This is a genomic window from Streptomyces sp. 1114.5, from assembly GCF_003635085.1.
Lineage (GTDB): Bacteria > Actinomycetota > Actinomycetes > Streptomycetales > Streptomycetaceae > Kitasatospora.
In genome coordinates, this window is the sequence record NZ_RBXE01000001.1 from 1652523 (window position 1) to 1674397 (window position 21875).

The 21875-nt window shown below is 76.0% G+C and carries 3 protein-coding genes; all 3 read left to right on the plus strand.

Annotated elements, in window-relative coordinates; translation table 11 throughout:
* Nucleotides 1-30: 30 nt before the first annotated feature.
* Genes BX285_RS07180 through BX285_RS07190 form a run of 3 tightly spaced genes read left to right on the plus strand, consistent with a single transcriptional unit; the run spans nucleotide 31 to nucleotide 21874 of the window.
* Nucleotides 31-20715: an SDR family NAD(P)-dependent oxidoreductase gene (locus BX285_RS07180; protein ID WP_121174726.1), complete on the plus strand. Its 20685-nt coding sequence runs from the start codon at nucleotides 31-33 to the stop codon at nucleotides 20713-20715.
* Nucleotides 20712-21617 (plus strand): LnmK family bifunctional acyltransferase/decarboxylase, encoded by a 906-nt coding sequence (locus tag BX285_RS07185; RefSeq protein ID WP_121174727.1) that lies wholly within the window; start codon nucleotides 20712-20714, stop codon nucleotides 21615-21617. The genes BX285_RS07180 and BX285_RS07185 overlap by 4 nt, the downstream gene beginning before the upstream one ends.
* Nucleotides 21614-21874: an acyl carrier protein gene (locus BX285_RS07190; protein ID WP_097237234.1), complete on the plus strand. Its 261-nt coding sequence runs from the start codon at nucleotides 21614-21616 to the stop codon at nucleotides 21872-21874. Before BX285_RS07185 ends, BX285_RS07190 begins: the two co-directional genes overlap by 4 nt.
* Nucleotide 21875: the final 1 nt, after the last annotated feature.

Below are 21875 nucleotides of genomic sequence, written 5' to 3' on the forward strand. Positions count from 1 at the left end.
CCGCAGCATCCGCACGAGGGGGACTACGGCATGACCGAGCACGAGATCGACTGTCGGATCCGGCTGACGCACGACGACTTCATCATGACCAACCACCGGGTCCACGGTGTCTCGGTGATGCCCGGCGTCACCTTCCTGGACCTGGTCTTCCGGGTCCTGATCGCGCAGGGCCTCGACCACCGCCGACTGGCGCTGCGGGACGTCCTGTTCTCGGAGCCGGTCGTCACCCGCGAGGGGTACGAGCGCGAGCTGCGGGTCACCGTCGCCGCGGGCGGGCCGGAGCGCCGGGTCCGGGTCGACAGCCGCTGGCTGCGCGACGGCGAGCCCTGCGCGCCCTGGCGCGAGAACGCCCGGGGCGAGCTGGTCACCACCGACGAGCCGGTGCCCGCGCCGCTGGACGTCGAGGCGCTGCGGGCGGGCGCGGTCCGCACCGCCGACATGGACGTGCTGTACTCCCGCACCCGCCGTGAGGGGATCCGGCACGGCGGCCCGATGAGCTGCCTCGGCCGGCTGCACCACGGTGAGCCGTGGCTGCTCGCCGAGCTGCGGCTCGACCCGTCCGGCCGGGAGCACGAGGACGGGTTCCATCTGCACCCCGGGAAGGCGGACGCCTCCACCCTGCTGGCGTTCGGTCAGAACGAGGAGGTCGGCGAGGAGCCGTTCATCCCGTTCCACATCGGCTGGTTCCGCGCCCCCGAGCCGGTCGGCGAGAGCTTCCTGGTGCACGTGCCGCGCCCGGAGCGTCCCTCGGTCTCGGGCGACCTCGTCCGCAACGACTACACCCTGCTCGACGGGCGGGGGAACCTGCTGGCGGAGTTCCGGGACATGTCCTGCAAGCGGATCCGCCATCCCGAACTGATCACCCGGCTGCTGGACGAGGTGGCGGACGACGCCCCCGCCGTTCCCGTCCCCGCCGCCGTCGTTCCCGTGCCCGTTCCCGCCGTCGAGGCGCCCGCGCCGGCCACGGCCCCGCAGGACCCGCTCACCGTGGCCACCGACCGGCTGCGCGCGCTGGTGGGTGCGGCGCTGGACCGGCCGGCCGCCGAGGTGCCCACCGACGTGGGCTTCTACGACCTCGGGCTGGACTCGGTGACCCTGCTGCGGATGGGCGAGCAGCTGGAGGAGCTGGTCGGGACGACGCTGTACCCCACCCTGCTCTTCGAGTTCGGCTCGGTCTCCAGCCTGGCCCGGCACCTGGCCGACACCCACCCGCAGGCGCTGACCGCCGCCCGCCCCGAGGCCGGTCCCGCCCCCCGGACCGCCCCCCGGACCGCCGCCGGTCCCGCCGCCGCCCCCGCGGGCGTGGCCGTCCGCCGCACCGAGTGCTGGACCGCCGCACCGCTGCCGGCCGACCCGGGCGCCGTCGCCGTCGCCGGTGACCTGATCGTCTTCGGCGGGTCCGAGCCGCTGGTCGCCGCGCTGCGCGCCACCGGCCGGCGGATCGTCGCCGTCACCCGCGGCGAGGGCTTCGCCCGGCTGGGCCCGGACGCGTTCCGGGTCGACCCCGCCGACCGCGCGCAGCTCGGCCGCCTGCTCGCCGCGCTCACCGCCGACCGGGTCCACCCGGCCGCCCACGTGCTGTGCCCGTCGGCCGGCACCGCCGCCGCCACCGAGCTCTGGGCCCTGGCTGCCGCCCTGGTCGACGCCCGGCCCACCGAGCCGGTCGCCCTGCTGGTGGCCGCCGACGCCCCCGTCGCCCCGGAGCATGCCGCGCTGGCCGCGTTGGCGGCCACCATCTCGGCCGAGGCGCCGATCCTGCGCTGCCGCCTGGTGGAGTCCGACGCCCCGTCCGCCGAGGTCCTGCTGGCCGAGTCGGCCACGGACGGCGAGCACTGGGTGCGCTACCGCTCCGGCCTGCGGCAGGTGCGCCGCTGGGGCGAGGCGGCCTCCGGCCCGGAGGGCACCGGCTTCACCGACGGTGGCGCCTACCTGGTCACCGGCGGGGCGGGCGGCCTGGCCGCCCTGGTGGCCGACCACCTGGTCGAGAACCACGCGGCCCGATTGCTGCTCGTCGGCCGCCGACCGGCCGACCGGGCCCTGGAGGAGCGGATGGCCGCCTGGCGGGAGCGCGGCGGCGACGTCCGCTACCTGCGGGCGGACGTCTCGCGGGCCGAGGGCGCCGCGGCCGCCGCGGCCGCCGCCCGGTCGGCGTTCGGCCGGATCGACGGCGTGCTGCACTGCGCCGGCACCGTCCGCGACGGTCTCTTCTTCCGGAAGGACCCGGCCGACCTGGCTGAGGTCTGGGCCGCCAAGATCGACGGCACCCGTCACCTCGACGCCGCGACCGCCGACGACGACCTGCGCCTCTTCGTGCTCTTCTCCTCGCTCTCCGGCGTGCTGCCCAACGCCGGCCAGGCCGACTACGCGTACGCCAACGCGTTCCAGCTGCACTTCGCCGAACGCCGGTCCGTCGAGCGGCCGGGCCGCACCCTCGCGGTGGCGTGGCCGCTGTGGGAGTCCGGCGGCATGCGGGTCTCCGAGGCGTCGCTGCGCCAGTCCGCCACCCGCACCGGGATGACGCCGCTGCCCACCGCCGCCGGCCTGGACGTCCTCGTCCGCGCCACCGCCGGGGGCCCGGCCTCCTTCGCCGTCCTGCACGGCGACCCGGCCCGTGTCCCGCAGCTGCTGCCCGCCGCGTCCGAGCCCCGGAGCGCCGTCGCCGCACCGGCAACCGCCCGGGCGGCTGCACCGGCCGTCGTCCCGGCCGTCGTCCCGGCCGCCGACCCCGTTGACGAGGGCACCGCGATCGCCATCATCGGCGTCGCCGGGCGCTACCCGGGCGCCACCGACCTCGACGGCTTCTGGCGCAACCTGGCCGAGGGCGTCGACAGCGTCACCGAGGTCCCGGCCGACCGCTGGGACCACTCCGCCTACTTCGACCCCGACCGCAACGCCGAGGGCCGCACCTACGGCCGCTGGGGAGGCTTCCTGGACGGGGTGGACCGCTTCCACCCGGCGTTCTTCGGGATCTCCCGCCGGGACGCCGAGCGGATGGACCCGCAGGAGCGCCTTTTCCTGGCCACGGGCTGGCACGCCTTCGAGGACGCCGGCTACGCGCCGAGGAGCGCCGCCACGCGCAACACCGGCGTGTTCGTCGGGGTGATGTGGAACCACTACCAGCTGTTCGCCGACCAGGACGGCGGCGTCGCGCCGACCGCGATGCACGCCTCGGTCGCGAACCGGGTCTCCTACGCCCTCGACCTGCACGGCCCCAGCATGGCGGTGGACACCGCCTGTTCGTCCTCGCTGACCGCCCTCCACCTGGCCTGCGAGAGCATCCGTCGCGGCGAGTGCGAACTGGCCCTCGCCGGCGGCGTGAACCTGTCCGTCCATCCGCAGAAGTACCTTCAGCTCGCCCAGGGACAGTTCCTCTCCAGCGACGGCCGCTGCCGCAGCTTCGGCGAGGACGGCGACGGCTACGTCCCCGGCGAGGGCGTGGGCGCGGTGCTGCTCAAGCCGCTCGACCGGGCGCGCGCCGACGGCGACCACATCCACGGCGTCATCCGGGCGACCGTCCTCAACCACACCGGGCAGACCAGCGGGTTCACCGTGCCGAGCCCGACCGCCCAGGGCGAGCTGATCCGCTCCGCCCTGGAGCGCGCGGGCTGGGACCCGGCCACCCTCGGCTGCATCGAGGCACACGGCACCGGGACGTCGCTGGGCGACCCGATCGAGGTCGAGGGGCTGCGCAAGGCCTTCGCCGGCGCCGGCCTGGAGCCGGGCTCCGTGGCGCTCGGGTCGGTCAAGTCCAACATCGGCCACCTGGAGAGCGCGGCGGGCATCGCCGGCCTCACCAAGGTCCTGCTGCAGCTGAGGCACGGCCAGCTGGTGCCGTCGCTGCACTCGGCCCGCACCAACCCCCACATCGAGTTCGACGGCTCGCCGTTCCGGGTCCAGCAGGAGCGGAGCCCCTGGCCGGCCGGGTCCACCCCGCGCCGGGCCGGCGTCAGCGCCTTCGGCGCCGGCGGGGCCAATGCCCACGTCCTGGTCGAAGAGGAGATCCAGCCCGTGCAGCGTCCGACCCCTCCGGCCGCCGAGCACCTTTTCGTGCTGTCCGCGCGGACCCCGGCCGAACTGCGCGAGTACGCCCTGCGCCAGCTGGACTTCCTGGCCGGAGCCGGCCGGTCGGTCGAGGCCGTGGCCGAACAGGCCGCCGCGCTGCTCGGCATCCCGGCCGAGGCGATCGGCGCCGACGACTCGCTGGCCGACCTCGGCTTCGACGCCCTCTCCCTCGCGGAGCTGGGCGAGGCCCTGGGCACCCGGCCCGCGCCGGAGTCCACCATCGCCGAGCTGGCCGGTGCCGGCGACCCGTACCTGCTCGCCGACCTCGCCCACACCTCGCAGACCGGCCGGGCCGCGATGGCCCACCGGCTGGCGGTGGTCGCCTCCGACCCGGCGGTGCTGCGGGCGGAACTGCGGCGCTACGCCGACGGCGGGCCGGCCGGCGGCGCGGGCCACTGGGGGAGCCCCGGAGCGCCGGCCGCCCTGGACGCGGTCGCCGCGTTCCGGGCCGGCCGACTCGACGAGGTGGCGCGGTACTGGGCCGCCGGCGGCGACGTCGACTGGGCGGCCTGCCGGGCCGGCGACACCTCGGTGCGGCGCCGCCCGATGCCCGGCTACCCGTTCCAGGAGGAGGCCGTCTGGGTCGGCCGCTGGAAGGGCGGCAACCGTGCCGGGGAGCCGGCGCCGGTCGCGGCCCCCGCAGTGCCGGCGGCCGTCCCGACGGCGTCGGTGCCCGTGCCGACCGCGCCCGTGGCGCTCCCCGACCCGGCCGAGCTGCTTCCCGAGCCGGTCGAGGCCGGCGGCGAGGAGGTTCGGTTCCGGCTGCTCGAACCGGGCATCGCGCTGCTGGAGATGCGCGACCAGGGCGGCACCAACATGTTCACCGACGCCATGATGCGTGGCCTCCAGGAGGCCTTCGACCGCATCGAGCGCGACGACACGGTGCGCGCGGTCGTCCTGACCGGCACCGAGACGGTGTTCAGCATGGGGGCGACCCCGCAGGGCCTGGAGACGCTGGCCGGCGGCGGCAGCCGGTTCACCGACGTCCCCTTCGTCTACGAGGGCCTGCTGCGCTGCAGCCGCCCGGTGGTCGGCGCGCTGCGCGGGCACGCCTCCGGCGGCGGCCTGGCCTTCGGCCTGTACGCGGACCTCGTGGTGATGGCCCGGGAGAGCGTCTACAGCGCCAACTTCCTGAAGTACGGCTTCACCCCGGGGATGGGCGCCACACACATCCTCGACGAACGGCTCGGCCGCGTGCTGGCCGCCGAACTGATGTACACGGGCAAGGCCTTCCGCGGTGAGGAGCTGGAGCGCCGGGGCGCGAACGTCTGCTTCGCGGACCGCGCGGACGTGCTCGCCACCGCGCTCGGGCTGGCCCGGTCGATCGCGGAGAAGCCGGTCGAGGCCGTCCGCGTCCTCAAGCAGGACCTCGCGGACCGGGCGCTCGCCCGGCTCGCCCCGGTGATCGAGCGGGAGTCGGCCATGCACGACCGGGTGTTCGGCACGGAGTCGGTGGGCCGGATCCGCGCGCACTTCGCCAAGGTGGACGGCTACCGCGCCGGGACGGTCGCGGCCGCGCCGACGCCGGCCCCGGTGCCGACCCCGACGCCGACGCCGGCCGTCGTGCCGGCCCCGGCCCCGGTGAGCGCTCCGGCCCCCGTCGTGGCAGTCGCGCCGACGGCTCCCGTCGTCGGACCGGACACCTCCCGCATCACCGAGGTGGTGCAGGACGTCCTCTGCGAGAGCCTCTACCTGACCCGCGGCGAGATCGACGAGGCGCTCAGCTTCAGCGACATGGGCCTCGACTCGATCGGTGCGGTGGAGCTGGTCCGGGCGCTGAACAAGGCGTTCGACCTGGACATCGACTCGGTCGCGGTCTACGACCACCCCACCCTGCCCAGGCTGGTGGCGTACGTCCGCGAGGTGATCGAGCGGGACGTCAGCCTGCTCGCGTCCGCCACCGCCGAGCCGGCCGCCCAGCCGGAGCCGGTCGCCCAGCCGGAGCCGGTTGTCCGGCCGGAGCCGCCGGCCGCACCCCCGGCTGCTCCCGGCGAGGTGGTGCTGAGTCCGCTGTCCGCCGTGGTCGGGCCCCCGGCCGACCCGGCGCCCGTCACGCTCGCGCCCGTCGCACCCGCCCCCGTCGTACCGACCCCGGCCGCGCCCGCGCACGTCAGCCTTCCCCCGGTCGTCCCGACCGCCGCCCCCGCTCCGGCCGCCCCCGCGCAGCCGGCGCCGGCCGAGGACCCGCGGGCCGGGGACATCGCGGTGATCGGCATGGCCGGCCGCTTCCCGGACGCGCCGGACCTCGACGCCTTCTGGGCCAACCTCGCCGCCGGTCGCGGCAGCATCCGCGAGGTGCCCGCCGAGCGCTGGGACACCGGCCGGTTCTACGACCCCGACCGCCGGGCCGTCGGCCGCACCTACAGCAAGTGGGCCGCGCTGCTCGACGACATCGACGGGTTCGACCCGCAGTTCTTCCGGATGTCTCCGCTGGAGGCGGAGTCGATGGACCCGCAGCAGCGCCTCTTCCTGCAGACCGCCTGGGAGGGCCTGGCCGACGCCGGCTACGCGGACGGGGCGGAGAAGCGCCGCTGGGGCGTCTTCGTCGGCTGCGCCACCGGTGAGTACCTCGACCTGCTGCGGGCGGAGGGCCTGGACGAGACGGCGCACGCCTTCCTCGGCAACTCCGGGTCCGTCCTGGCCGCCCGGATCGCTTACCACCTCGACCTGACCGGCCCGACGCTGGCGATCGACACGGCCTGTTCCTCCTCGCTGGTCGCCGTCCACCTGGCCTGCGAGAGCATCCGCTCGGGCGAGTGCGACGGTGCCGTCGCCGGCGGTGTCGCGCTGATGCTGACCCCGCGGATGCACGTGCTCACCAGCAAGACCGGGATGCTGTCGCCGACCGGGCGCAGCGCCCCGTTCGACGCCTCGGCCGACGGGATCGTGCTGGGCGAGGGCGTCGGGGCGGTCGTGCTCAAGCGCCTGGACCGGGCGCTGGCCGACGGCGACCCGATCCACGGGGTGATCCGGGCCGGCGGGATCAACGGCGACGGCCGTACCAACGGCATCACCGCGCCGAGTGCGGCCAGCCAGGCCGACCTGATCGAGCGGGTCCAGCGCCAGGCGGGCGTCCGCCCGGAGGACGTGACCTACGTCGAGGCGCACGGGACCGGCACGCCGCTCGGCGACCCGATCGAGGTCAAGGCCCTCGACCAGGTGCTGGGCCGGGGCGCCGGGGCGGTGGGCTCCTGCGGTCTGGGATCGGTGAAGGGCAACATCGGCCACACCACCATGTCGGCGGGCGTCGCCGGGCTGATCAAGGTCCTGCTCGCACTGAAGCACCGTCAGCTGCCGCCGTCGATCAACTTCTCGGACCCGAACCCGGAGATCGACTTCGGGCGGAGCCGGCTGCGCCCGGTCACCGCGCTGGAGCCGTGGCGGGCCGGCCCGTCCGGTGAACTCCTCGGCGCGGTCAGCAGCTTCGGGTTCAGCGGGACCAACGCGCACCTCATCGTGGGGGAGCCGCCGCGTCGTGCCGCCGGGGCCGGCCCGGTCCGCGGCGCGGCCCGCCACCGCTTCGACAACCGGCCGTACTGGGTCACCCCGGCCCCCGTCTCGGCCCCGGCTTCCCCCGCCGCCCCGGCTTCCCCGGCTTCCCCCGCCGCCCCGGTCGGCGCGGCCGCCCTGGACCGGTCCGACTGGGTCGTCGCCGACCACGTGATCGGCGGCACGCCGCTGCTCCCCGGAGTCGCCGCGTTCGAACTGGCCGCCGCCGCGGCCGGACGCTCGGGCCCGCTCCGGATCAGCGGGGTCCAGTGGCTGCGGCCGTTCGCAGTGACCGGACCGTGCAGCCCCCGGCTGACCCTGGACGGTGATCGCTTCACCCTGGCCGCCGATCCGGACGGCACGGTGTGCGCCCGCGGCCGGCTGGCCGCCGGCCCCATCGACGAGCCCGAACTGCTCGACCTGGACGCGATCACCGCCCGCTGCCCGTCCCGGCGCCCCGCCGCCGACCTGTACGCGGACTTCGCGGCGGCCGGCATCGCCTACGGGCCGTCCTTCCGGGCCCTCGACGAGGTCCACTACGGCGCCGACGACGTGCTCGCCCGGCTGACCGTGCCGGCCGACCGGGCCGGTGAGCTGGCCGACCGCCCGCTGCACCCCGTGCCGCTGGACGCCGCTCTGCAGGCCGTGGCGCTGCTCGCCGCCGCCGACGGCGGGACCGGGCCGCAGCTGCCGTTCGCCCTGGCCGAGCTCGCCGTGTACGGGCCGGTCCCGGCCACGGGGTACACCCACGTCCGGCGCGAGAACGGCGGGATCACCGTCCGGCTCGCCGACCGGGCCGGCCGGGTCGCGGTCCGGTTCACCGGCCTGGCGCTGCGCGCCGCGGCCGGCGCCCGCCCCGCGCAGCGACCGGCCCCGAGCGCGGCCGCCGAGCCCGCGGCCGGTGGGCTGATCCACCTGCCGGTCTGGCGGGACGCGCCACTGCCCGCCGCCGGCGACGGCCACCGCCCGGGCGCCACCGTCCGGGTGCTGCACCGGGCGGGCTCCGCCGAGCTGGCCGCCGCGCTGGTCGCGGAGCACCGGGCGGCCGGGGACGCGGTCGCCTCGGCCGAGACCCTGGTGCCCGGCGACACCCCCGACCTGGTCTACGTCCTCGCCACCGACACCCGCGGCGGCGCCCCCGACCGCGACTCGGCCCCGGCCGAGCTGCTGCGCACCGTGCAGACCCTGATCGCAGCCGGTCGCCCGGTCGCCCTCAAGGTGGTGCTGGCCGGCGCGGTCGACGCCGACGGCGGCCCGGTCCGCCCGCACGCCGCCGGGCTGATCGGCCTGGCCAACTCGGTCGCCGCCGAGTACCCGGGCTGGACCGTCGGCTGCGTCGACGTCGGCACCCGCCCGACCCCCGCCGCCGAGCTGGCTGCGGCGCTGCGCCGGGAGCCGGGCACCGACCGGCTGGTCGCCCTGCGCGGCGACCGGAGGCTGACCCGCACGATCTGCCCGGCCGAACTGGCGGAGGCCGCCCACCCCTACCGCGCCGGCGGCACCTACCTGGTCGTCGGCGGCGCCGGCGGCATCGGCCAGGTCCTCGCCCGGCACCTCGCCCGCACGGTCGGTGCCAACATCGCCGTCGTGGGCCGGCGCCCGGCCGACGAGCGGGTGGCCGAGCTGATCGCCGACGTCGAGCGGCTCGGCGGCCGAGCCCGGTACCTGCAGGCCGACGCGGCCGACCCGGCGGCGCTGCGGGCCGCGGTGCGGGAGACCCGCCGCGAGTTCGGCGCCCTGCACGGCGCCTTCCACGCCGCCCTGGTGCTGCGTGACCGCACCCTCGCCCGGATGGACGAGACCGACCTGGCCGAGGTGCTGGCGCCCAAGGTGGCCGGGGCGGTCGCCTTCGGCGAGGCGCTGGCCACCGAGCGGCTGGACTTCCTGAGCTTCTTCTCCTCCGCCGTCTCCTTCACCGAGTCGGCCGGCCAGGGCGGTTACGCCGCGGCCTCCACCTTCGAGGACGCCTACGCCGCCGAGCTGCGCCGGCGCTGCCGGTTCCCGGTGACGGTCGTCAACTGGGGCTACTGGGGCAGCGTCGGTGTGGTGGCGGACGACCGCTACGCCGAGCGGCTGGCCTCCTTCGGCGTCGGCTCGATCGCGCCCGCCGAGGGCATGGCGGCCCTGGACGCCCTGCTCGCGCACGGAGTGCCGCAGGCCGTCGTGGTCCGCGCGGACGGGGCCGGGCTGGCCCGGCTCGGCGCGGACAGCCACCCGGCCGCGGGCGCCCGGCCCGCCGGTCCCGCCGGTGCCGCCGGTGCCGCCGGTGCAGAACAGGCCCAGCAGGCCGACCCGGTCACCCGGGCCCGCGCGGCGTTCGCGGCCCTGGACCGGCTGGCCCCCGCCCTGCTGGAGCGCCGCCTGCGCCGGCAGCTCGGCACCCTGGACGGCCACCCCGCCGAGCTGGCCACCCGACTGGGTGTCCGCCCCGGCCAGCGCCGGCTGCTCGACGCGGTGCTCGACCTCCTGGTCGCGGACGGTCGCCTCCGACGGACGGCCGACGGCGCGGTCGCGTCCGTCCCCGGTGCCCCGGAGCCGGACGGCGGGCTCACCGCCCGCTACCCGGACCTCGCCCCGCACGTCGAACTGCTCGACCGCTGCGTCGAGGCGCTGCCGCAGGTGCTCGACGGCACGCGCAGCGCCACGGAGGTGCTGTTCCCCGGCGGCTCCGCCGACCTGGTCGAGCGGGTGTACCGCGGCCAGGCCTCGGCCGACCACTACCACGCGCTGCTCGCCGAGGAGGTCGCCCGCGCGGTGACCGACGTCCACCGGGAGACCGGCCGGACGGTGCGGATCGCCGAGATCGGGGCCGGCACCGGCTCCAGCAGCGCCTTCGTCCTGGAGGCCTGCGCCCGCACCGGTCTGCCGGTCGACTACCGCTACACCGACATCTCCACCGCGTTCCTGCGCCGCGGCGAGGACGCCTTCGGCGCCCGCTACCCGTTCGTCCGCTTCGAGGCCCTGGACATCGAGAAGGACCCGACCGGGCAGGGCTTCGAGCGGCACGGCTTCGACGTGCTGCTCGCCACCAACGTGCTGCACGCCACCGCCCGGATGGACCGCACCCTCGGCCACACCCGCGACCTGCTGCGCCCCGGCGGCCTGCTGCTGGTCAACGAGGTGACCAGGGCGGCGAACTTCCTCACCCTCACCTTCGGGCTCACCCCGGGCTGGTGGCGGTACGAGGACGCCGGGCTGCGACTGCCCAACGCCCCGCTGATCGGCCCGGCCGGCTGGCAGCGGATGCTGGCCGACGCCGGCTACGGGCCGGTGCGGGTCCGCGGTTTCGCGGACACCGCCCCGGAGGAGCTGGAGCAGTGCCTCTTCGTCGCGCGGGCGGCGGAGTCGTCCGCCGCCCCCGCCGCCGCCCCGGCCGCCCCGGCCACCCGCCCCGCCGTCCGCGACTACGTCCGCGGCGTCTTCGCCGAGGTGCTTCGCTTCGCCGAGGCCGACCTGGACGACCGGGTGACCTTCGAGAACTACGGCGTGGACTCGCTGGTGAGCCTGGACATCCTGGGCCGCTTCGAGCGCGACCTCGGCACCCTGCCGGCGACGCTGCTCTTCGAGTACCTGACCATCGCCGACCTGGCGGACCACTTCGGCGAGACCTTCCCGGAGCAGCTGGCCGCCCTGACCCAGCCCGCGCAGCCGGTCACCGCGCAGCCGGTCACCGCGGCGCCCGTCACCGCCGCGCCCGTCACTGCCGCGCCCGTCACCGCCGTGGCCGTAACCGCCCCGCCCGTAACCCCCGCGGCCGTCGACGACCAGGACATCGCGGTGATCGGCTTGGTCGGCCGCTACCCCGGCGCGCCCGACGTGGACGCCTTCTGGGAGCTGCTCGCCGACGGCCGCAGCGGTATCACCGAGGTGCCGGCCGACCGCTGGGACTGGCGCACCCACTTCGACCCCGAGAAGGGGCGGCCGCAGCGCACCTACAGCCGTTGGGGCGGCTTCCTGGACGGCATCGACCTCTTCGACCCCGGCTTCTTCGGCATCCTCCCGCGCGACGCCGCCGCCATCGATCCGCAGGAGCGGCTTTTCCTGGAGGCGGCCTGGAATCTGCTGGAGCGGACCGGCCGACTCGGCGAGACCACCCGCGAGCGCGACACCGGCGTCTTCGTCGGCACCATGTACGGCTCGTACGGCCAGCTCGCCGCCACCGGGTGGGCCGAGGGCCGGCTTTCCGGCGCGCACTCCGCGTACTGGTCCATCGCCAACCGGGTCTCCTACTTCCTGGACCTGCACGGGCCCAGCTTCGCCGTGGACTCGGCCTGTTCGTCCTCGCTGCTCGCCGTCCACCTGGCCTGCGAGAGCATCCGGCGCGGCGAGTGCCGCACCGCGATCGCCGGCGGGGTCAACCTGATCCTGCACCCGGCCCACCACGTGTCGCTGAGCGCGATGAACATGCTCTCCGCCGACGAGCGCTGCAAGGTCTTCGACGCCGCGGCCGACGGCTTCGTGCCCGGGGAGGGCGTGGGGGCGGTGCTGCTGAAGCCGCTGCGCGAGGCCGTCGCGGACGGCGACGAGATCTGGGGTGTCATCAAGTCCGGCCTCGCCAACGCCGGCGGCAAGACCGGCGGGTACACCGTGCCGAACCCGAACGCGCAGGCGGCGCTGATCGCCGAGGCGGTCCGCCGGGCGGGCGTGGACCCGGCCACCATCGGCTACGTCGAGGCCCACGGCACCGGCACCGAGCTGGGCGACCCGATCGAGGTCGCCGGGCTGGGCCGGGCGCTCGGGCCGGTCGCCGCGGGCGGCGTGCCGTGCCGGATCGGCTCGGTGAAGGCCAACATCGGCCACCTGGAGGGCGCGGCGGGCATCGCCGGGCTCACCAAGGTGCTGCTCCAGCTCAGGCACCGGCGGATCGCGCCCTGCGCCAACCTGGAGACCGTCAACCCCAAGATCGCGCTCGACCCGGAGCGGTTCGCTCTGCCGACCGCGCTGGAGCAGTGGGAGGGTGTCGACTCCGCCCCGCTCCGGGCCGGGGTCAGCTCGTTCGGCGCCGGCGGTGCCAACGTCCACCTGGTGGTGGAGGAGTACCGGGACCCGCGCGGGCACGTGGTGCCGCAGGGCCCCGTCCGGCAGGCCGACGAGCAGCTTTTCGTCCTCTCCGCCCGGACCCGCGAGCAGCTGCTCCGCTACGCCGGCCTGGTGGCGGACCACCTGACCGGTCCGGGGGCGGCCGTGGACCTCGCCGCGCTCTGCTTCACCAGCCAGGTCGGCCGCCGGGAGTTCCCCGAGCGCCTGGCCGTCACGGCCACCGGTGTCGCCGAGCTGGCCGCCCGGCTGGCCGCGGTGGCGGCGGGCACCGTGCCGGACGGCGTCCGGCTCGGCACCGCGGGCGGCGGCGCGATCGCGGTCGACCCGGACGAGCCCGCGGCCGGCTGGGTGCGCGGCGCGGCCGTCGACTGGGAGGCCCGCTGGCCGCACCCGCGCCCACGCCGGGCCGCCCTGCCCGGTTACCCGTTCGAGCGCCGCCGGTACTGGCTGCCGGAGGGCACGGCGGCCGTCACGGCGGCCCCCTCCGCCCCGGCGGCGACCCCGTCCGAGCCGCGCACCCGGGTGGTCCAGCGCCGCCCGGTCTGGCAGGACCGCCCGGCCGAGCCCGTCGGCGTCCGGCCGAAGCTGCTGCTGGTGGTGACCGAGGAGGCCGGGCTGGCCGCGGCGATCGGCCGCGCGGCCGGCGCCGAGGGCGTCCGGTCGGTGGCGATCCGGCCCGGCGAGACCCCCTCCGTGCTGCCCGACGCGGTGGTGCACACCGGTGACGTCGCCGACGCCGTCGAACTGGCGGCCGCCCTGCTCCGGGACCGGCCCGGCGCGGTGCTGCGGATGGTCCACACCCACGCCTCGCCCGACCCCGAGCAGGTCGCCGTCACCGGCGCGCTGCGCACGATCGGCCTGGAGCACAGCGGCTTCACCGGCTCCCGGGTGGAGTTCGAGCCCGGCACGGACGCCCGGCTGCGGGCCGTGCTCCTGCTGGACGAGCTGGCCTGCGCCGACCCGGAGGTCCGCCACCGGGACGGTCGGCGCGAGGTCCGGGAAACCGTCGAGTTCGCCCTGCCGGAGGGCGGGGCGGCCGTGGTCCGGCCCGGCGGCGGCTACCTGGTCACCGGCGGCGCCGGTGCCCTCGGGCTGCACGTCGCCGAGTTCCTGGCGGCCCGGGGGCCGGTCCGGCTGGTGCTGGCCGGCCGGACGGAGCCCGGCCCGCAGGCGGCGGCGCGGATCGCCGCGCTGAACGCCGCCGGCAGCACCGTCGAGTTCCACCGGGCCGACGTGACCCGGGCAGCCGACGTCGAGCGACTGGTCGCGGCGGCCGCGCCCGTGCACGGCGTCGTGCACACGGCCGGGGTGACCCGGGACGCGCTGGCCGTCCGCAAGACCCGCGCCGAGACGGCCGAGGTGCTGGCCCCCAAGGTGACCGGCACCCGGCTGCTCGACGTGGCCACGGCGGACCAGCCGCTGGACTTCTTCGTGCTGTTCTCCTCGGTGGTCGGCGGGACGGGGAACCCGGGTCAGGCCGACTACGCCGCCGCCAACGCCTTCCTGGACGCCTTCGCCGCCGAGCGCGAGGAGCGCCGGGAGCGCGGTGAGCGCCCTGGCCGCTCGGTCTCGATCGGCTGGCCGCTCTGGGCGGACGGCGGGATGACCGTCGACGACGCCACCCGCACCCTGTTCGCCCGTCGCTGGCAGATGGTGCCGATGCGGACCGCGGCCGGGCTGGACGTCCTGGAGCGCGTGCTCACCGGCGGCCCGTCCGTGCCGCCGTCCCTCACCGTGGTCGAGCAGCTGCTCGACCGGCCCTCGGCGGAGGAGCCCGCGGCCGACCGTGCGGTCACCGCCGGCGGACCCGTCCGGCCCGACGTGCGGGACCGGCTGCGGCGGATGGCCTCGGGCTTCCTGCTCGTCGAGGAGGCGGAGGTCGACCTCGACGAGGACCTGATGGACAGCGGGTTCGACTCGATCTCGCTCACCGAGCTGATCAACCAGGTCAACCTGGAGTACGACCTCGATCTGCTGCCCACCGTGCTGTTCGAGTGCGCCAGCCTGGAGGCGTTCGCCCGGTACCTGCTGCGCGAGCACGGGGCCGTCCTGGCCGTGGCGCCGGTGGCCGAGCAGGCCGCACCGACCGCCGCGGCGGCGGCGTCGACGGCAGCGGGCCCTTCGACGACCGCCGAGGACGCCGTCGCCGTCGTCGGGATCGCCGGCACCCTGCCCGGCGCCCGCGACCTCGCCGGTTTCTGGCGGCGCCTGGCGGCCGGCGAGGACCTGGTCGGCCCGGCCCCGGCCGACCGGCGGGAACTGCACGCCCACCCCGACACCGCTGCCCTGCGCGGCGGCTTCATCGAGGGCGTCGGCGAGTTCGACGCCGAGCTGTTCCGGATCTCGCCGGCCGAGGCTGCGCTGATGGACCCGCAGCAGCGGCTCTTCCTCCAGGCCGTCTGGCAGGCGGTCGAGGACAGCGGCCACCGCCCGGACTCCCTCGCGGGCACCGACACCGGTCTGTTCGTCGGCGTCTCCACCACCGACTACGCCGACCTGCTCCGGCTGAGCGGCACGCCCGTGCAGGCCCACACGGCCAGCGGCGTCGCCCACTCGATCCTGGCCAACCGGGTCTCGCACGTGCTGGACCTGCGGGGGCCGAGCGAGGCGGTGGACACCGCCTGCTCCAGTTCGCTGGTGGCGGTCCACCGGGCCGTGCAGGCGATCCGGGCGGGCGACTGCTCGCTCGCCCTGGTCGGCGGGGTCAACGTCCTGCTGAGCCCCGGCCTGTTCACCGCCTTCCAGCAGTCGGGCATGCTCAGCCCGGACGGCGCCTGCCGGACCTTCGACCGGAAGGCCGACGGCTACGTCCGCGGCGAGGGCGTCGGTGCGCTGGTGCTCAAGCCGCTCGCGGCCGCCGAGGCCGACGGCGACCACGTCTACGCCGTCATCCGGGGCAGCGCGGTCAACCACGGCGGCCGGTCCACGTCGCTGACCGCACCCAACCCGGAGGCCCAGGCCCAGGTGCTGCTGCGCGCCTACCGGGACGCGGGTGTGGACCCGGCCGAGGTCGGCGCCGTCGAGCTGCACGGCACCGGCACCCGGCTCGGCGATCCGGTCGAGGCCGAGGGCCTGAAGAAGGCGTTCGCCGCGCTGTACGCCGACGCCGGCCGGCCCGTACCGTCCGACCCCCGGGTGGCGCTCGGATCGGTGAAGACCAACATCGGCCACCTTGAGGCCGCCGCCGGGATCGCCGGGATGCTCAAGATGCTGCTCGCCCTGCGGCACGAGGTGCTGCCGCCGAGCATTCACTTCGACGAGCCCAACCCGTACCTGCGACTGGACGGAACCCCGTTCTTCGTCAACGACGCGGCCCGCCCCTGGTCCGGACCGCGGACGGCCGGGGTCAGTTCCTTCGGCTTCGGGGGCACCAACGCCCACGTCGTGCTGGCCTCGCACCCGCGCCAGGCGGTCCGCTCGACCGGGCGGCAGCTGCTGGTGCTCTCCGCCCGCAGCGACGAGGCCCTGCACGAGTACGCCGGACGGCTGGCCGACACCCTGGCCGACGCTCCGGAACCCGACCTGGCCCGGGTCGCCTACACCCTCCAGGTCGGCCGGACGCCTTACCCGCACCGGCTGGCCCTGACCGCCGAGTCGGTGGCCGAGGCGGTGGCCGTCCTGCGCCGGGTGGCCGCCGGTGAACCCGCCGGGTACCGCGGACTGGCCGCGGCCGGTCTCCCGCCCGTGACGCCGAACCTGACGCTCGACGAGCTCGCCGCGCACTGGGTCGAGGGCGCGGAGGTCGCGTGGACCAGGCGCTGGCTCGGCCGCGAGCCGGGCCGTACGCCGCTGCCCGGCGCCCCGCTCACCCGCCGCGCCCACTGGTTCGACGGACGGACCGACCACCCCGGCAAGCCACAATCCAGGAAGGAAGAAGACGTGCTCCAGGACACCCGGCAGCCGCGCGAGCGGGAGACCGGCACCAGGCGCCGCAAGGCCGCCAAGATCAGCCTGACCCCGGTCGGCGCGTCGGTCCCGCCCACCCCGGCCGCGCCGGCCCCGGCCGCACCGGTGACCCCGGAGCCGCCCGCCCCGCGCGAGACGGGCGCCCTGGTCCCGGCCGCCCCGTCGCCGGTCACCGCGGTGACCGTCACGCCGGGCGAGGCGTCGGCCGAGATCACCACGCAGGTGGCCGACATCCTCGGGCTGGAGCCGGCCGAGGTCGGCTCCGGGCAGGCGTTCACCGACCTCGGCCTGGACTCGATCTTCCGGATGGACCTCGCCCGCCGGCTGAACGCGACCTTCGGCCTGGAACTGCAGGCCGCCGAGCTCTACGACCACGACAGCGTCGAACGGCTGGCCGCCCACATTGCGGGCCTCGCCCCGACGTCCGCCGCCGTGGTCCCGCTTCCGGCCGCTGTCCCGCTTCCGGCCGCTGTCCCGGCTGTCGAGCCGGTCGCGGTGGCTGCCCCGGTCGCGGTGGCCGTCACCCCCGTCGCCGCGCCCGTCGCCGCCCCCGTCGCCGCGCCCGCCGTCGCGACCGGCGACTCGGCCGCCGACCTGACGGCGCGCCTGATCGAGCGGATCACCGACCGCGCCGTCGACCGGCGGATCGACTTCACCGCCAACGGCCTGACCTCGTTCGACATGCTGCGCACGGTCAGCGTGCTGGAGCGCGGGTTCGGCGCCCTGCGCAAGACGCTGCTCTTCGATCACCCCACGGTGGACGCGCTCGCCGGTCACCTGGTCGACGCCTTCGGCGCCGAGCCGACCGTGCGACTGCTCGCCGCCGCGCTGGCCGCCGGGCCGGAGGCGGCGGAGGGGGGTCCGGTCGTCCTCTCCGACGCCGCGGCCACGTTCCGGGCCACCGCCCCGGCTGCTGCCCCGGCTGCCGTCGGGGCCGGTGAGCGGCCGCTGATCGTGCGCAAGCGCCGTCTCGCCGAGTTCCCGGAGATCGCCGCGCGGCTGGCCGAGATCGACCGCGCGCACGCCAAGGAGGGCGGTCTGGCCGGTCGCGACATCGCGCCACTGGCCTTCATCGGCTCGACCGGCCGCGCCTACTTCAACTTCTCCCGGCGGGACGACCACCTCTTCGCCTGGAGCTACGCGGGCACGGAGGAGGACTTCGCACCGCTGGCCGCCGAGTGGCTGACCTACGGCGCCCGGCACGGCCTGCGGCCGAACTTCCTGTCGATGATCCCGCTCGCGGAGGCCGGCGGCCGACCGCTGACCGCCACGCCGTTCGGTGCGGTGCAGCGGCTGGAGGACCTTGCCGGGTTCAGCCTCGCGGGGGGCCGGATGAGCCGGCTGCGCAACCTGGTCGCCCGGTTCGAGCGGGCCGGTCGGGTCACCACCGAGGAGTACCGGGTCGGCTCGGACCGGGCCGTCGACCGCGAGATCGCCGGGATGATCGACCGCTGGGGCGACCAGAAGCAGATGGTCAACCCGTACGTGGCCGTCGTCCGTCAGGAGCTGCTGGAGGGCCGGCTGGCCGAGCGGCACCGGATGTTCCTCACCCGGGTCAACTCCGAGCTGGCCAGCGCGGTGATCGTCACCAGGATCCCGTCCGAGCCCGGCTACCTGCTGGACCTGGAGTTCTATCCGGCCGAGGCGCCCCGGGGCGGCCTGGAGTACGCGATCATCGAGATCCTGCGTCAGCTCCGTGACGAGGGCTCCGAGCTGTTCAGCTTCGGCGCCAGCTTCGGCATCAAGCTGGGCGACTCGCCCAACGCCTCGCCCGAGGTCGAGCAGGGCATGGCCGAGCTGCGCTCGGTCGGCGTCTTCGGCGAGGGCAACTTCCAGTTCAAGAACAAGTTCCGCCCGGTCAACCGGCCGATCTACCTCTGCCAGCCGGCGGACCAGGACCCGACGCCGGTGTCGGAGGTGATCCTGATGATCGCCAACCCGGACATCGACGCCGACGTTCCGGACATGGCCGTCGACGGCGCCGCCCAGGCCCTCCCGGCCGCCGCCCAGGCGGCGCCCGTCGTCCCGGTCGCCCCGGCCCCGGCGCCCCGTCAGCCTGCCGCCGTCCGACCGGCGCCCGTGCCCGTCTCCGCGGCCGTCCCCGTCCCGGGGCGGGCCGAGCGCGCCGCCCGGCTCGCCGAGGCCGGGTACAACCCGCTCGCCCTGCGCCCCGCCGACGTCGAGTTCGACCTCGTCACCGACTCCTGGGCCGAGGTCGACGGCCCGGTGGTCACCGCCCGCACCCGCGCGATCCAGGACCTCGTCGAACGGGACCGCGAGCCGGCCGACTTCGAGCTGCCCGGCTGGCTGCCCTTCCCGCACGCGGTGCCCACCGCCTCGGGGCGCGCGGCCGAGGCACTGCTCTGCCGCGCCTGGCCCGGCCCGCGCGGCACGGTCCTCCACAACGGGCTGTTCTTCACCTGGATGCTGAGCCTGGCCGACGCCGGCTTCGGCCCGGCCGAGCTCCCCACGGCCGCCGCCGGCGGCGGCTCCGGCTTCGCCGGCGACCTCGACCTGGCCGCCCTGCGCGCCCGGCTCGCCGACTCCCGCACCCCGGTGAGCTTCGTCGCGGTCGAGCTGAGCGGCAACGCCTCCGGCGGTCAGCCGGTGTCGGTCGCCAACCTGCGTGCAGTGCGGGACGTGACCCGGGCCCACGGGGTGCCGCTGGTGCTCGACGCGACCCGGATCGTGGAGAACGCCGCCTTCGTCGTCGCCCACGAGGACGGCTGGCGCGGCGTGGACCTCTGGAAGGCCGTCGAGGAACTGCTCGTCGCGGCGGACGCCGTGACCTTCAGCCTCTCCAAGGACTTCGGGGTCACCTCCGGCGGCCTGGTCGCCGCCCGGCACCCCGGTCTGGTCGACCGGCTGACCGAGCACACCGCCCTGCGCGGCGCCGAGGTCGGCCTCGCCACCCGGCGCCTGCTGGCCCGGGCGCTGGCCGACCGGGACGAGGTCGCCGCACTGGTCGAGGAGCGGATGGCCGCGGTGCGGGCGCTGCACGGCGGCCTCGAAGAGGCCGGCCTGCCGGTCGCCGCTCCCGCCGGTGCCCACTGCGTGCTGCTCGACGTGGCCCGGATGCCGGCCTTCGCCGGCCTGGACCTGCCGGTCGAGTCCTGCCTGGCCTGGATCTACCACGGCACCGGCCTGCGCGGCGCGCCGCACCTGGCGGGCGACCGCCTGATCCGGCTCGCCGTCCCGGTCGGCTTCGGCGTGGAGCACGCCGGCGCCGCGGCCGATCGCCTCGCCGCGCTCTGGCGGGCGGCCGGTCCGGTGCCGGACCTCCTGCCGGTCGGCGGTGCCCGGTCGGCGGCCGCCCCGCGCCGCTACCACCCGAGCGCCGAGCTGCCGTCCGACATCGAGGACGCGATGCGTGAGGGCCATCTGGCCGTGGACGAGAACACGGCGGTGCTGGCCGAGCACGCCCCGGGCGTGGAGCGGCTGCTGCTCGACCTGCCGGAGGGCCGGGTCGAGGTGTTCACCGCCGGGAGCGGTCCGGTCCTGCTGCTGATGACCCCGTTCAACATCGGGGCCGGGGTGTTCGCCCGTCAGTTCGCCCAACTGGCGGACCGGTACCGGATGATCACCGTGCACCACCCCGGCGTCGGGGCCACCACGGTGAGCGCCGACCTGACCCTGGACGGTCTGGCCGCGCTCTACCGGACGGTGCTCGACCGGCTCGGGATCACCGGCCCGGTCCACGTCCTGGGTTCCTCGTTCGGCGGCCTGGTGGCCCAGAGCTTCGCGCTGCGCCACCCGCAGGACACCGCCTCGCTCACTCTGGTGGGCAGCTCGTACAAGGTCGGCAACCGCCGCGGCGAGGTGAACCGGCTGTCGATCGTGGCGGCCGAGGACTTCGACCGGATCGAGGCGGGCGGCGGGGAGCTCCAGGAGGGCCGGGCCGAGCTGGAGCGGTTGCTGCTGCGCTGCGAGAGCATGGACCCGCAGATCGGCCTGAGCTACCTGGACGTGTTCGCCGCCCAGCCGACGCTGTTCGCCCGGCTGCCGGAGATCGCCGTTCCGACGCTGGTGATCTGGGGGCGGCACGACACCGTCATCCCGATGAAGGCCACCCACCTGCTGCACGGGGCCATCCCGGACGTCACGTACGCCGAGCTGGCGGACGCCGGCCACTTCCCGTGCCTGACCCACCCCCGGCGGGTGCACGAGCTGCTGCTGCCGTTCCTGGCCGCCCACGGCGCCACGGGGGACGCGCGATGACGACGACCGTGCGCACCGAACTCATCCGCCCCGGCATGTGCGGGCACAACTCGCTGTTCGCCGGCCAGGTCGGTGACTGGACCTGGGACGCGGTCGGGGAGGCCTGCGGCACCGACGTGCTGCGGGCCCGCTCCGCCGCGGGCACCCCGGCCTACCTGTCCTTCTACTACTACCGGGTCCGCGGCAGCCGCCGCTTCCACCTGCGCAGCCCCGCCTTCGGCGACGAACTCCACGTGGCCTCAAGGGTGTTCGGCTTCGGTAGCGAGTCGGTGCTCACCCTGCACCGGATCTCCCGCTCGCCCGAGGCGGCGGCGGAGCCGATCGAGCCCGAGGGGTTCTACGCCTTCGCCGACCCGGACTCGCTCTACGTGGAGAACTTCAACCGCTGGGTCTCCCGTACGGCCGAGGGTTCCAACGAGGGCCTGGCCCGCTCGTCGCCGCCCGACTTCCGGTACCGGCACCTGCCGGTCGTGCCGGAGGAGTACTCCCCCCGGCACGCCTACGTCCGGGCCCGGCAGCAGCTGACCTTCCTCGACCACCACGGGGACCGACCCGGCGCCGAGCTGACGGTCGACTACGAGGTGGACCCGTCCCGCGACCTCAACGGCGCCGGCCTGCTCTACTTCGCGTCCTACTTCTCGATCGTCGACCGGGCACTGCTGCTGGCCTGGCGCGGACTGGGCCGGGACGACCGCTCTTTCCTCGACCGCGTGGTGGTCGACCAGCAGCTCTGCTACCTGGGCAACGCCGACGCGGGCAGCCCGCTCATCCTCACCGTGCGCCAGTGGCTGCGGGGCGGCGACGCCGACTCCGAGGCCTTCGACGTGGTGCTGCGTGACAAGGGCACCGGCCGGCTCCTGGCCGTCTGCTCGCTCCAACTCGAAACGGGGACCTCCGAATGACCACAACGACCGACAACCGGGCTCGTACGGCCGCCCTCGTCCGCGAGGTGGTCGGCCAGATCCTTCCGGGCCTGAGCCCGGAGGAGATCACCGGTGACAAGCACCTGAAGCAGCTCGGGGCCGACTCGGTGGACCGGGTCGAGATCATCCTCGGCCTGATGGACCGACTCCGCGTGGACGAGCCGATGTCGAGCTTCAGCGACCTGCGCGACATCGACGCGCTGATCGACTTCCTCGTCCGGGCCGGGGGGCGCTGAC

Coding starts and splice junctions, on each gene's coding strand:
- BX285_RS07180 (WP_121174726.1), top strand. CDS start 31: ATGACCGAGCACGAGATCGACTGTCGGATCCGGCTGACGCACGACGAC.
- BX285_RS07190 (WP_097237234.1), top strand. CDS start 21,614: ATGACCACAACGACCGACAACCGGGCTCGTACGGCCGCCCTCGTCCGC.
- BX285_RS07185 (WP_121174727.1), top strand. CDS start 20,712: ATGACGACGACCGTGCGCACCGAACTCATCCGCCCCGGCATGTGCGGG.